The 13,018-nt window shown below is 71.7% G+C and carries 13 protein-coding genes; 3 read left to right on the top strand and 10 right to left on the bottom strand.

Features of this window, described 5'->3' with window-relative positions:
- Positions 1–55: 55 nt before the first annotated feature.
- From ACPCHZ_RS17910 to ACPCHZ_RS17895, 4 genes are all read right to left on the bottom strand, one after another.
- Complete coding sequence (locus ACPCHZ_RS17910) at positions 56–706, bottom strand: TetR/AcrR family transcriptional regulator (protein WP_423485949.1); 651 nt, start codon at positions 704–706, stop codon at positions 56–58.
- Positions 707–775: 69 nt separating this feature from the next.
- Positions 776–1,672 carry a tRNA pseudouridine(55) synthase TruB gene (truB, locus tag ACPCHZ_RS17905; RefSeq protein ID WP_423485948.1) on the bottom strand — a complete coding sequence of 299 codons (897 nt, stop codon included), beginning with the start codon at positions 1,670–1,672 and terminating at the stop codon, positions 776–778.
- Positions 1,669–2,307 carry a 4'-phosphopantetheinyl transferase family protein gene (locus ACPCHZ_RS17900; RefSeq protein WP_423486100.1) on the bottom strand — a complete coding sequence of 213 codons (639 nt, stop codon included), beginning with the start codon at positions 2,305–2,307 and terminating at the stop codon, positions 1,669–1,671. Before ACPCHZ_RS17900 ends, truB begins: the two co-directional genes overlap by 4 nt.
- 17 nt (positions 2,308–2,324) lie before the next feature.
- The gene (locus ACPCHZ_RS17895; protein ID WP_423485947.1) at positions 2,325–3,290 is read right to left on the bottom strand and encodes a metallophosphoesterase family protein; all 966 of its coding nucleotides are present in this window, start codon (positions 3,288–3,290) and stop codon (positions 2,325–2,327) included.
- Between the two features lie 140 nt (positions 3,291–3,430).
- Here ACPCHZ_RS17895 and ACPCHZ_RS17890 point away from each other — a divergent pair, with 140 nt between their 5' ends.
- Together ACPCHZ_RS17890 and ACPCHZ_RS17885 are read left to right on the top strand one after the other, a co-directional pair.
- Positions 3,431–4,012 carry a DUF3558 domain-containing protein gene (locus tag ACPCHZ_RS17890; protein WP_423485946.1) on the top strand — a complete coding sequence of 194 codons (582 nt, stop codon included), beginning with the start codon at positions 3,431–3,433 and terminating at the stop codon, positions 4,010–4,012.
- A 49-nt stretch (positions 4,013–4,061) separates the two neighbouring features.
- On the top strand, positions 4,062–5,738 hold the full coding sequence (locus ACPCHZ_RS17885) for a CocE/NonD family hydrolase (RefSeq protein ID WP_423485945.1): 1,677 nt from the start codon (positions 4,062–4,064) through the stop codon (positions 5,736–5,738).
- On the opposite strand, the gene ACPCHZ_RS17880 is transcribed toward ACPCHZ_RS17885, so the two are convergent.
- Together ACPCHZ_RS17880 and ACPCHZ_RS17875 are read right to left on the bottom strand one after the other, a co-directional pair.
- The gene (locus tag ACPCHZ_RS17880; protein WP_423485944.1) at positions 5,727–6,287 is read right to left on the bottom strand and encodes a DUF1802 family protein; all 561 of its coding nucleotides are present in this window, start codon (positions 6,285–6,287) and stop codon (positions 5,727–5,729) included. The two genes, ACPCHZ_RS17885 and ACPCHZ_RS17880, sit on opposite strands and share 12 nt — an antisense overlap.
- The gene (locus ACPCHZ_RS17875) at positions 6,284–6,568 is read right to left on the bottom strand and encodes a DUF2277 domain-containing protein (protein ID WP_423485943.1); all 285 of its coding nucleotides are present in this window, start codon (positions 6,566–6,568) and stop codon (positions 6,284–6,286) included. Before ACPCHZ_RS17875 ends, ACPCHZ_RS17880 begins: the two co-directional genes overlap by 4 nt.
- Before the next feature lie 37 nt (positions 6,569–6,605).
- Between ACPCHZ_RS17875 and ACPCHZ_RS17870 the strand changes: the two genes are divergently transcribed.
- A complete protein-coding gene (locus tag ACPCHZ_RS17870) occupies positions 6,606–7,367 on the top strand; it encodes an enoyl-CoA hydratase (RefSeq protein WP_423485942.1) in 762 nt (253 codons plus the stop codon).
- Between the two features lie 10 nt (positions 7,368–7,377).
- Here ACPCHZ_RS17870 and ACPCHZ_RS17865 read toward each other — a convergent pair whose 3' ends face one another.
- From ACPCHZ_RS17865 to infB, 4 genes are read right to left on the bottom strand one after another with little or no spacing between them, the layout of a single operon-like run.
- The gene (locus ACPCHZ_RS17865; protein ID WP_423486099.1) at positions 7,378–8,697 is read right to left on the bottom strand and encodes an MATE family efflux transporter; all 1,320 of its coding nucleotides are present in this window, start codon (positions 8,695–8,697) and stop codon (positions 7,378–7,380) included.
- 28 nt (positions 8,698–8,725) lie between these two features.
- Positions 8,726–9,751 (bottom strand): DHH family phosphoesterase, encoded by a 1,026-nt coding sequence (locus tag ACPCHZ_RS17860; protein ID WP_423485941.1) that lies wholly within the window; start codon positions 9,749–9,751, stop codon positions 8,726–8,728.
- Positions 9,711–10,229, bottom strand: coding sequence for a 30S ribosome-binding factor RbfA (gene rbfA, locus ACPCHZ_RS17855; RefSeq protein WP_423485940.1), 519 nt, complete (start codon positions 10,227–10,229; stop codon positions 9,711–9,713). The genes ACPCHZ_RS17860 and rbfA overlap by 41 nt, the downstream gene beginning before the upstream one ends.
- Positions 10,229–12,961 (bottom strand): translation initiation factor IF-2, encoded by a 2,733-nt coding sequence (gene infB / locus ACPCHZ_RS17850; protein ID WP_423485939.1) that lies wholly within the window; start codon positions 12,959–12,961, stop codon positions 10,229–10,231. Before infB ends, rbfA begins: the two co-directional genes overlap by 1 nt.
- Positions 12,962–13,018 lie beyond the last annotated feature (57 nt).

Here is a 13,018-nt window from a genome sequence, read left to right as displayed (position 1 = left end):
ACGCCGCCGTGAATAAAGATACATTCCATTCGGAATGCAAACAACTCGGGGCGGCTCAGGTCGGTGGCTGCGCCTCGTCAAGCGCGGATCCGATGTCGCGGCGCAGCCGCGTCGCCGCCCGGTCCCAGCGCCGCCGCAGCCTGGCGGGGTCGCTGTCGGCGAAGCTGCCGACGAAGATCCCCCGCAGCGCGTCCATCGCGGTGTAGACGGCGTCACGCAGTTCCTTCTGCGCGGCGGCCCGCTCCGGCAGCACCTGGGCGATCGCCGCCAGCACCGCACCGTTGACCACGGGTTCGACCCGCTGCACCTGCTCGGCCAGCACCGGGTCGGTCCGCGACGCGATCCACAGCTCGAACGTCGCGACGGTCAACGGCCCCTGGTGGATGTCCCACAGGAACTCGAGGATCGCGGTGGGCAGGTCGTCACTGCGCTCGATGCGGCCGAGCTCGCGGATGGCGGCCTCGGCGCGCTGGTGCGCCAGATGTTCGATCGCCGCGATGACCAGGTCCTCCTTGGACCGGAAGTGGTGGATCTGAGCTCCGCGCGTCACCCCGGCGACCTCCGCGACGCGGTGGGTGGTGGTGCCGGCGTATCCGTGATCGACCAGGCAGTCGACGGTCGCGTCGAGCAGCCGGAGCCGCATCGCTGCGCTGCGCTCGGCCTGGGTGCGGCGCACCCGGCTGGCTGCGCCGTCGGCCACCGTCACGAGCGCAGCCTACCGACCGCAGCCCGCGTCGGCCGGGGTCTCAGTCCTGCGGGTGGCTCAGCCGGTCGGTCACAGCGTCGCAGGCCGCACCACCACAACGCTTCTCGTGCGTTGCCCGTCGTCGGAGAGCAGGGCGATCACCCGGCCGTCGGACGCCGTCGCGGCATACACCCCGTCGATTCCCGCAGGCCGCAGCGCACGGCCGTGACGCGCCGACTCGGCCTCCTCGTCGGTCAGGTCGCGGCGCGGGAAGCCCTGCAGGCAGGCCTCGTCGAGCGAGTAGCTCAGCGACGGCTCCTCGGTCAGCGCGTCGAGCGTGCGCGCCTCGTCGAGGCCGAACCGGCCGACGCGGGTGCGTCGCAGCGCCGTGAGGTGGCCGCCCACCCGCAGCGCCGCGCCGACGTCGCGGGCCAGCGCCCGGATGTAGGTGCCGCTGGAACAGTCCACCACCACGTCGACGTCGACGAGGCCGGTGGCGTCGCGCCGGACGGCGATCACGTCGAACCGCGAGACGTGTACCGGGCGGGCCGGTAGTTCGACGGTGCGGCCCTCCCGCACCAGTTTGTAGGCGCGCTCCCCGCCGATCTTGACGGCGCTCACGGCCGACGGCACCTGCTCGATGTCGCCGCGCAGCGCGGCCACCGCCGCGCCGATCTGCGCGTCTTCCACCGCCGCCGCCGAGACCGTCTGCAGCAGTTCACCTTCGGCGTCCTCGGTGGTGGTGGTCTGCCCCAGCCGAATGGTCGCGGCGTACGACTTGTCGGCGGCGGTCAGCAGACCCAGGATCTTCGTCGCCCGTTCGATGCCCACCACCAGCACACCGGTCGCCATCGGATCGAGGGTTCCTGCGTGGCCGACCTTGCGGGTGCCGAACGCGCGTCGGCAGCGCCCCACCACGTCATGGCTGGTCATTCCCGCCGGCTTGTCCACGACGACGATGCCGGCCGGGGGCGCCGGCCTGCTCACAGGGCGATCGCCGTCAGCGCGATCCCGTCGGCCACCGACCAGCGTCCGGCGAGCGTGCTCAGCGGCGGCCCGAACTCCGCGGCCGGGTCGATCAGGATGCGCGACTGGAATGTGCCCGCCGTGCCGGTGCCGTCGGCCGTGAAGGTGATGTGGGCGTCCTCGAAGCCCAGCCAGCGGTGCGTCAGTGGGTACCACGCCTTGTAGGTCGCCTCCTTGGCGCAGAACAGCATCCGGTCCCAATGCAACTCGGCAGGCAACGCGGCCAACTCGTGCCGCTCCACCGGCAGGCTGATGGCGTCGAGCACGCCGTCCGGCAGCACGTCGTGCGGTTCGGCGTCGATGCCGAGGGACCGCACCTCCGAGCGCCGACCCACCACGGCGCCGCGGAACCCCTTGCAGTGCGTCAGGCTGCCCACGACCCCCTCGGGCCAGCACGGTTCGCCCTTGTCGCCCTTGAGGATCGGCACCGGCGGCAGGCCGAGCTGCGACATCGCCTGGCGCGCGCAGTACCGCACGGTGACGAACTCGTTGCGGCGCTTGGCCACCGCACGCGCCACCAGCGGCTCCTCCTCCGGCAGCGGCGAAAGCCCGGCGGGGTCGTCGTACAGTTCGGCCGTCGCCACCGCCGCAGGCATGACCGCGGGCAGCAGGCTCACCGCGACCGCCTCGCCTGCACCCGCTCCTGCATCTTGCGTGCGCCGTCCCGCATCTCGGTGGTGATCTCGAAGTGACCGCCGAACTCGTTGAGGTAACCGGGCGCGTACTTCGGGTCGGGCAGGATCTGCCGCAACCAGCGGTAGGGCTTGCGCCGCCGCCACTCCCGCGGATATCCCACCGACACCTCCTCGAACCGGACGTCGTCGTACCAGGTGGTGCGTGGGATGTGCAGGTGCCCGTACACCGAGCACACCGCGTTGTAGCGGGTGTGCCAGTCGGCCGTCGCGGTGGTGCCGCACCACAGCGAGAACTCGGGGTAGAACATCGCGTCGCACGGTTCGCGCACCATCGGGAAGTGGTTGACCTGGACGGTCGGCATCATCCAGTCCAGCTCCTCGAGCCGCTTGCGGGTGGCGGTCACCCGCTCCCGGCACCAGGCGTCGCGGGTGGCGTACGGCTCACAGGACAGCAGGAATTCGTCGGTGCCCACGACGTTGCGGTCCCGCGCGATGGCCAGTCCCTCGGCCTTCGTGGCGGCCCCCTCGGGCAGGAAGCTGTAGTCGTAGAGCAGGAACATCGGGACGATGGTCGCCGGGCCGCCCTCGGCGGTCCACACCGGATAGGGATGTTCCGGGGTGACGATGCCCATCTCGTCGCACATGGTGACCAGGTAGTCGTAGCGGGCCCGGCCGAAGATCTGCATCGGATCCTTGGTCGTGGTCCACAATTCGTGGTTCCCGGGCACCCAGATGACCTTGGCGAATCGCTTGCGCAGCAAGTCGAGCGCCCACCGGATCTCGTCGGTGCGTTCGCCGACGTCGCCGGCGACGATCAGCCAGTCGTCCGGCGACGAGGGATACAGCGACTCGGTGATGGGCTTGTTGCCGTTGTGCCCGGTGTGCAGGTCGCTGATCGCCCACAACACCGGCCGCCGGTCTCGCGGCTGCTGGGGAGTGACCACAACCGATCAGCCTACTTGCGCGCCAGCGGTGCCCCCCGCCACCGACTAGAACATGTTCTCGTTTACGGTGGCCGTTACGAGCCGTCGGGCCGCCGCGGACCGATACACTCCCGGCAGGGTCGGACCTGAGAGGGGGTGTGATGGTCGCCAGGATGCGCCTGCTCTCGGCGCTCGGTGCGCTGTTCGCGGCGGTGATCGTGGTGTGGCAGACGGCACCGTCGGCCGGCACCGGGGGTGGCGGTGTGGAGCTGCGATCCACCTTCCTGCCGCTGACCGCCTCGACGACGATCAAGTGGCCGGTGGTCGACATCGTCGATCCCAGCCCGTTCGCCCCGTGTACCGACATCCCGCTCGACGTCGTCCAGCGCATCGGGCTGGCCTTCACGCCGCCGCAGCCGGAGGAGGGCCTGCGGTGCAAGTTCGATGCGGGCAACTACCAGCTGGCGATCGAACCGCTCGTGTGGCGCACCTACGAGGAGACCATCCCGCCAGATGCCGTCGAACTCGACATCGCCGGTCACCGCGCCGCCCAGTACTGGATCATGAAGCCGACCGACTGGAACAACCGGTGGTGGATCACCTGCATGATCGCCCTCGACACCAGTTACGGCGTGATCCAGCAGTCGGTGTTCTACTCGCCGATCTACTCCGAGCCGGATCCGGACTGCATGCAGACCAACCTGCAGCGTGCTCATGAACTGGTGCCGTCGTACACGTTCTGAGATACGGCTGGCTCGCGACCTGCGGAACCGGCTTCTCTAACCTGGCCGTATGACCACCACCGACCAACGGCCGGGTGCCTCGACCGGCCCGCTGCGCAGAGTCGCCGGCCGTGCCGTCAGCCGGCTGCTGCGACTGCCGCCGCACACCAGCGACTTCCGGGTCGAGCGGGGACTGCGGGTCCCGATGCGCGACGGCGTCGATTTGATCGCCGACCACTACGTGCCCGACACCGATCGGCCGGCGGGCACCCTGCTGGTGCGCGGACCCTACGGCCGCGGCTTCCCGTTCTCGCTGCTGTTCGCAGCCGTGTACGCCGCACGCGGCTACCACGTGCTGGTGCAGAGCGTGCGGGGGACGTTCGGCTCCGGCGGGGACTTCACGCCGATGGTGCACGAGAAGGCCGACGGCGCCGACACCGCCGCCTGGCTGCGCGACCAGCCGTGGTTCACCGGGTCGTTCGCCACCGTCGGCCTGTCCTACCTCGGCTTCACGCAGTGGGCGATGCTCGAGGACCCGCCGCCCGAACTCGCCGCGGCCGTGATCGCCGTCGGGCCGCACGACTTCCGCGCATCGTCGTGGGGCACCGGATCCTTCTCGCTCAACGACTTCCTCGGCTGGAGCCACATGGTGGCCCACCAGGAGGACCCGGGGCGGGTTGCGGCGCTGATCCGCCAGGTGCGCTCCCGCCGGGAGGTGGCCCGCGCCACCGCGGGGCTACCGCTGGGCGAGTCGGCGCGCGACCTGCTGGGCAGCGGCGCGCCGTGGTTCGAGTCGTGGCTCGAGCACGAGGACGCCGACGACCCGTTCTGGGCGGCGCTGCGCGCCACCGACGCGCTGGACCGGGTCCAGGTCCCGGTGCTCGTCGTGAGCGGCTGGCAGGACCTGTTCCTCGATCAGTCCCTCGCCCAGTACCGGCATCTGCGCGATCGCGGGGTGCCGTGCGCGCTGACGGTCGGGCCGTGGACCCACTCGCAGCTGATGACCAAGGGCGCCGCCACCGTGGTCGGCGAGACGCTGGACTGGCTCGCCGCCCATCTCGGTGGCGCACCGGCGGAGCGGCGCAGCCCGGTGCGGGCCTTCGTCAACGGTCACGGCTGGCTCGACCTGCCCGTCTGGCCGCCCGCCATGCCCGAGCACGAGGTGTTCCTGCACCCCGGCCACCGGCTGGCCGGCGCCGCCCCGGATCCGGCCGCCCCGTCGTCGTCGTTCACCTACGACCCCACCGACCCGACGCCGACCATCGGCGGGCGGCTGCTGTCCCCCGAGGCCGGCTACCGGGACGACTCGCGGCTCGCCCGCCGCGCGGACGTGCTGACCTTCACCGGTGAGCCGCTCGCCGAGGACCTCTACGTCGTCGGCACGCCGGTGATCGAACTGGCTCACTCCTGCGACAACCCGCACAACGACGTGTTCGTCCGCCTCGGCCACGTCGACGAGCGCGGCCGCTCCCGCAACGTCTCGGACGGTTATCTGCGGCCCGGCGGCGTCAGCGGGACGGTGCGCATCGAACTCGACGCGGTGGCGCACCGCTTTCCGGCCGGATCGCGCCTGCGGGTGCTCGTCGCGGGTGGCTCGCATCCGCGGTTCGACCGCAACCTGGGCACCGGCGACGCGCCGCTGCTCGGAAGCACGGTGGTGCCTGCGACCCACACCGTCCACCACGGCGCAGGTGGCGTGTCGCGACTGGTGCTGCCCGCCGGATCCCGCCCGCCGTCAACCGACTAGCGCACGCACCCGCCCAGCCAGCTCTGTCAACGCGGCCTCGCCGGAGACCGGCGCGCCCCACTGCGGGTCGACCGGCAGCTGCACCCAGCTGGTGCAGCCGCCGTACTCCGGGGCGCGGGTCAGCCGGACCGGCTCGAGGAGCGGACTGACCGCGACCACCAACACGGTCAGCCGGTGCTTCGGCCGGAAGTCCAGGCGATCCGAGCGGATCGAATCGGCGGTCCAGATGTGCAGCGGCGCAAGGTCGTCGATCGCCTCGGGCCTGCTCACCTCGATCGCCTCGATGACGCGGGCGCCGGCCCGCAGCACGACGGCGTCCTCGGTGCTGTCGGCCGCCGCCGGTTCGAGCAGGTCGCGGTGTTCGGGGCGCACCCGTTCGGCGTGGCTGTGCGCGACGGTGGGGAACAGCAGGAAGCGCGACGCGTCCACCCGGAAGCGCTTCTCACCAATCCCGCCCTTGCGCAACAGGATCGACTGCCGGCCTGCGAGCATCGCGTGCACCGCGGCGCTCCACTCCTTGAGCGCCGGACCGCTGGGCGCCTGCGTCACGCCGAGGTCTGCGCGGCCCTGGCGGCGATGCGGGCCTGCACCTCGGGGCGGCGCAGCGGCGGCACGGTCTTCGGCGGCTGGCGCCGCTCCGGCAGCGTCGACAGCAGCCGGGTGGTGGTGGCGGTGACCTCGGCGACCGCCAGTTCGAACGCCTCCTCGTTGGCCGTCGACGGCCGGGTGATGCCGCTGACCTTCCGGACGTACTGGCGCGCCGCGGCCTCGATCTCCTCGTCCGTCGCCCGCGGTTCCAGCCCACGCAGTTCAGTGATGTTTCGGCACATGCCAACCACGATAGGCGCGGTCGCTAGCGTCTACCCCATGACCGACGCCGACGACATCCTGCTGATCGACACCACCGACCGGGTGCGCACCCTGACGCTGAACCGGCCGAAGGCCCGCAATGCGCTCTCGACGGCGCTGCGCAGCAAGCTGTTCGGCGCGCTGCGGGACGCCGAGACCGACGACGACGTCGACGTGCTGATCTTCACCGGCGCCGACCCCGTGTTCTGCGCCGGCCTTGACCTCAAGGAGCTCGGCGACCAGACCGAACTGCCCGACATCTCGCCGAAGTGGCCGCACCTGACCAAGCCGGTGATCGGCGCGATCAACGGCGCTGCCGTCACCGGCGGGCTGGAGATGGCGCTGTACTGCGACATCCTGATCGCCTCGGAGCAGGCCCGGTTCGCCGACACCCACGCCCGGGTCGGGCTGATGCCCACCTGGGGGCTGTCGGTCCGGCTGCCGCAGAAGGTCGGCGTTGGGCTGGCCCGCCGGATGAGCCTCACCGGCGACTACCTGTCGGCATCCGACGCGCTGCGAGCCGGACTGGTCACCCAGGTCGTCGCGCACGACGACCTGCTGCCCACTGCGCGACAGGTGGCGGCCTCGATCGTCGGCAACAACCAGCGCGCGGTGCGGGCGCTGCTGGACTCCTACCACCGCATCGACGAGTCGCAGACCAACGCCGCCCTGTGGATCGAGGCGGACTCGGCGCGCCGCTGGATGGCGACCGCCACCGGCGACGACATCGCCGCCAACCGGGCCGCGGTGTTCGAGCGGGGCCGCGCGCAGGTGCGCTGACCGCCGACGGTCAGCGCGTACCCGGCACCAGCCAGCGGCCGGACAGGGCGCGCCACCCGACGAACACCAGGCGCAGCACCATGAACGTGCTCAGCCCCGCCCAGATGCCGAGCAGTCCCCAGCCGAAGGCCAGCGACAGCCAGATCAGCGGGAGGAAGCCCAGCAGCGCCGCGGCCAGCGTGGCGTTGCGCATGAACGTGGCGTCGCCCGCACCGAGCAGCACCCCGTCGATCGCGAACACGATGCCCGCGATCGGCAGCTGCGCGACCAGGAACCACCACGGCACCGCGATCTCGTCGAGCACCGACCGGTCGCCGGTGAACACGCCCGGCAGCACCGACGCGCCCGCGGCGAACACCCCCGCCAGCGCCGCGGCGGCCGCCGTCGAGAACACCGTCACCCGCCATGCCACCGACTTGGCGTGCGCCAGGTGGCCGGCTCCGAGGGCGGCGCCGACCAGCGACTGCGCCGCGATGGCGAGCGAATCCAGCACCAGCGCAAGGAAACTCCACAGCTGCAGCACCACCTGATGGGCGGCCACCGCGGCGGCGCCGAACCGGGCGGCCACCGCGCCCGCGGACACGAAGCACGCCTGGAACGCCAGCGTGCGCAGCACCAGGTCCCGGCCCATCACCACCTGCGCGCGCAGCACCGCCGGCGCAGGCCGCAGCGCGACGCGCTCCACCAGCAGCGCCCACATGAACAGCAGCGCGGCGATCCACTGGCCGACCAGGTTGGCGATCGCCGAGCCCGGCAGGCCCAGTCGCGGCGCACCGAGCAGGCCGTAGACCAGCACCGGGCACAGCACCGCCGACACCGCGAAGCCGAACACCACGTAGCGCAGCGGCCGCATGGTGTCCTGCACGCCACGCATCCAGCCGTTGCCCGCGGCGGCCACCAGGATGGCGGGCACCGCGAGGCTCGCGATCCGCACCCACGGCAGGGCGGCCTCGGCGACCTCGCCGCCACCGGACAGTGCGGACACCAGCGGCACGGCCGCGATCTGCACCGCCGCCACGATCGCCGTGCCGATGGCGAGAGCCAGCCAGGTGGCCTGCACCCCCTCCCCGACCGCCGCGGTGCGGTCCCCGGCCCCGAAGAAACGGGCCGACCGGGCCGTCGTGCCGTAGGACAGGAACGTCAGCTGAGAGCTGAGCACGCCCATGATCAGCGCGCCGATGGCCAGACCGGCGAGGCTGACGGCGCCGAGGCGGCCGATGACGGCCAGGTCGAACAGCAGGTAGACCGGCTCGGCGGCCAACACGCCCAGCGCCGGGAACGCCAGCGCCGCGATGCGCCGGGAGGTGACCGGTTCCGGCCGTGCCGCGATCGGCTCGGGCAGTGCGCCGTCGGCGTCCTCAGCCAAGGGCGGAATGCAGCGCCGCGACGACGTCGTCGGCCGATCCGCTGGCGGAGTACCCGGCCGCCAGCCGGTGCCCGCCGCCGCCGAACGAACTGGCCACCGTGGCGAGGTCGAAGGACTTGGCCCGCATCGACACCGACCAGTGCAGCGGTTCGATCTCCTTGAACACCGCCGCCACCTCCGCCTGCGCGGTGGTGCGCACGATGTCGACGATGCTCTCCACCTCTTCGGGCCGCGCGGTGGACCATTCGTCATGTGCCACAACGGCATACACCAGGCCGCGGCCGCCCGCGGCGTCGGGCACCAGGCGCGCCGACGCCAGCACCCGCGACAGCATCGGCAGCCACGCGAACGGATGGGTGTCCAGCAGCGTGCGGCTGATCGCGGCGTTGTCGACGCCGAGCTCGACCAGCCGGGCCGCCAGCCGGTGCGCGCGGGCACTGGCCCACCGGAACGACCCGGTGTCGGTGGTCAGCCCCGCGTACAGGCAGTGCGCCACTCCGGCGTCGATCGGCTTGCCCCAGGCGTCGAGCAGTTCGGCGACCAGCATGGTGGTCGAGTCCGCGGACGGATCCACGTAATTCGCACTGCCGAACAGCTGGTTGGACGCGTGGTGATCGATCACCAGCACGTCGCGGTCGGGGTCGACGTCGAAGTCGGCCAGGTCACGCAACGCACCGAGGCGGTTCACGCTCGGGATGTCGACGGTGACCACCAGGTCCGCGTCGCGCCGCATCGCGTCCGGCTGGACGAGCAGATGCCCACCGGGCAGCGACTGCAGCGACTCCGGCAGGTCCTCGGGCGCGGCGAAGCTGACCTGCACGGCCTTGCCCGCCTGTTCGAGGATCAGGGCCAGCGCCAACCCCGCGCCGATCGTGTCGGCGTCGGGATAGACGTGACAGACGACGCTGACGGTGCCTGCCGCGGACAGCAGCCTTGCGGCCGTGTGCGCGTCGACGCGCGTGCCCGGAAGCGCGACGTCAGTCGCCTTGTCTGTCGTTGTCACCGGTGTCCTCAACATCGAGTCCGTTGTCTTGCCCGTACTCCGAGTCCCCGCCGGTTTCCTCCGCCCCTGTCACACGGTACGGGTCGGCGTCGCCGGCATGCCTGGCACCCTGCCGAACTCTCGCCAAATCCTCATCTGCGGCACGCGCGCGCGCCAGCAGCGCCTCCATGTGCGCCGAGGTCTCGGGGACCTTGTCCAGCTCGAAAGCCAGTGTCGGGGTGAAGCGCACCCCGGTGGCAGCGCCGACCTTGCTGCGCAACGTGCCCCTGGCCCGCTCGAGCGCCGCTGCCGCGGCGGCGTAATCCGGTTCGTCCTGCAGCGTCTCGCCGCGCACCGTGTAGAACACGGTGGCGTCGTGCAGGTCACCCGTGACCTTCGTGTCCGTGACGGTCACGAAGGCCAACGGGGGATCCTTGATCTCGAACTCGATCGCCGACGCGACGACGGTGCCGATGCGTTTGGCCAGCCGGCGTGCCCGTGCCGGATCGGCCACTACGTCCTCGCTTTTTCGACGAGTTCGTACGCCTCGATGATGTCGCCTTCCTTGATGTCGGAGTACGTCAGCGTGAGACCGCATTCGTAACCCTCGCGCACCTCGGTGGCGTCGTCCTTCTCGCGCTTGAGCGACGAGATGGTGACGGTCTCGGCGACCACGACGTTGTCGCGCAGCAGGCGGGCCTTGGCGTTGCGCCGCATGATGCCCGACTGGACCAGGCAACCCGCGATGTTGCCGACCTTCGACGACCGGAAGATCGCGCGGATCTCGGCGCGGCCGAGCTCCTTCTCCTCGTAGACCGGCTTGAGCATGCCCTTGAGCGCGGCCTGGATCTCGTCGATGGCCTGGTAGATCACCGAGTAGTAGCGGATCTCGACGCCCTCGCGGTTGGCCAGCTCGGTGGCCTTGCCCTCCGCGCGGACGTTGAAGCCGATGATGATCGCATCCGAGGCCGACGCCAGGTTGACGTTGGTCTCGGTGACGCCACCGACACCGCGGTCGATGACGCGCAGTTCCACCTCGTCGTCGATCTCGATGCCCAGCAGGGCCTCCTCCAGCGCCTCGACGGTGCCGGAGTTGTCGCCCTTGAGGATCAGATTCAGCTGGCTGGTCTCCTTCAGCGCCGAATCCAGGTCCTCCAGGCTGATCCGCTTGCGCGAGCGTGCCGCCAGCGCGTTGCGCTTGCGGGCACTGCGCCGGTCGGCGATCTGCCGGGCGATGCGGTCCTCGTCGACCACCAGCAGGTTGTCACCGGCACCCGGCACCGACGTGAAGCCGATGACCTGCACCGGCCGCGACGGCAGGGCGTCGTGGATGTCCTCGCCGTGTTCGTCGACCATGCGCCGCACGCGGCCGTAGGCGTCGCCCGCGACGATCGAGTCGCCGACCCGCAGCGTGCCGCGCTGGATCAGCACGGTCGCGACGGGGCCTCGGCCACGGTCCAGGTGCGCCTCGATCGCCACACCCTGGGCTTCCATGTCCGGGTTGGCCCGCAGGTCCAGCGCCGCGTCCGCGGTCAGCAGGACCGCTTCGAGCAGCGCGTCGATGTTGGTGCCCTGCTTGGCCGAGATGTCGACGAACATGGTCTCGCCACCGAAGTCCTCGGCGACCAGGCCGTACTCGGTGAGCTGACCGCGGATCTTGGCCGGGTCGGCGCCCTCCTTGTCGATCTTGTTGACCGCCACCACGATCGGCACGTCGGCCGCCTGCGCGTGGTTGATCGCCTCGACCGTCTGCGGCATGACGCCGTCGTCGGCCGCGACCACCAGGATCGCGATGTCGGTGGCCTTCGCACCGCGGGCACGCATGGCGGTGAACGCCTCGTGACCGGGGGTGTCGATGAAGGTGATCGGCCGCTCGGTGCCGTCGTGCTCGACCGTGACCTGGTAGGCGCCGATGTGCTGGGTGATGCCGCCGGCCTCGCCCTCGCGGACGGTGGCGTTGCGGATCGTGTCCAGCAGCCGGGTCTTGCCGTGGTCGACGTGACCCATGACCGTGACCACCGGGGGCCGCTGCTCGAGGTCCTCTTCGCCGCCCTCGTCCTCGCCGTAGGTGAGGTCGAAGGATTCGAGCAGCTCGCGGTCCTCGTCCTCCGGGGACACGACCTGCACGACGTAGTTCATCTCGTTGCCGAGCAGCTCGAGGGTCTCGTCGCCCACCGACTGCGTGGCGGTGACCATCTCACCGAGGTTGAACAGCGCCTGCACCAGCGATGCCGGGTTGGCGTTGATCTTGTCGGCGAAATCGCTCAGCGACGCGCCGCGGGCCAGCCGGATGGTCTCGCCGTTGCCGTGCGGCAACCGCACGCCACCGACGACCGGCGCCTGCATGTTCTCGTATTCGGCGCGTTTCGCCCGCTTCGACTTGCGGCCGCGCTTCGGCGCACCGCCGGGACGCCCGAAGGCACCCGCGGCGCCGCCGCGCTGACCTGGGCGACCACCGCCACCACCACCGGGGCGACCGCGGAAACCGCCGCCGGCACCGGCGGGTGCACCGCCGCCACCACCGGCGCCACCGCCGCGGTAGTTACCGCCGCCACCGGGAGGGCCACCGGGACGACCGCCGCCGCCGCCGGGGCCACGGCCGCCGGGACCGGGGCGCGCACCGCCGGGACGGGCCGCGCCGGGGCGCGGCGCCGCGGGACGGGGCGGCATGTTGTTGGGCGACATGCCGGGACGCGGCGTGCCGGGCCGGGGGGCACCGGGACGCGGCTGCGGCGGCCGCGGGGCCGGCCGCTCCACCGGCTGCGCCGAGGAGAACGGGTTGTTACCCACCCGCGGCGTGCGGGGGGCCGGCTTGGGAGCCGGGCCGGGCCGGGGGCCGGGCGTGGCGCCGGGCGCGGGGGCCGGACGTGCGGGTGCGGCGGGTGGTGCCGCGGACGCGGCAGCCGCGGGCGGCGCCACCGGAGCGGCGGGCGCCGGGGGCGGCGGCGGAGTGGGAGCCGGCGCAGGCGGCGGGGTCGGCGCGGCGGGCCTGGGGCCCGGCTTCACCGAGGAGCCTGCCGACGCGGAGGCCGGGCTGGCCACCTTGGCCGGAGCGCCGTTGCCGGACGCCTTCTGCGGCGCGGACTGGGCGCCGAACGATTCGCGCAGGCGGCGCGCGACGGGTGCTTCGACGGTCGACGACGCCGACTTGACGAACTCGCCCTGGTCTTTCAGTTTTGCGAGGAGTTCCTTGCTGGTGACACCGAGTTCCTTCGCCAACTCGTGTACGCGGGCCTTACCTGCCACTACATCTCCATCTCTAGAGGCGATGGCGGTGGTAGGCGCCGCGCCTCGGGTTAGCTA

This window comes from Mycobacterium sp. NPDC050041 (genome assembly GCF_049541695.1).
Classification (GTDB): domain Bacteria; phylum Actinomycetota; class Actinomycetes; order Mycobacteriales; family Mycobacteriaceae; genus Mycobacterium.
Note: the sequence above shows the minus strand (reverse complement) of the source record. Positions and strands in the feature narration are given on the sequence as shown.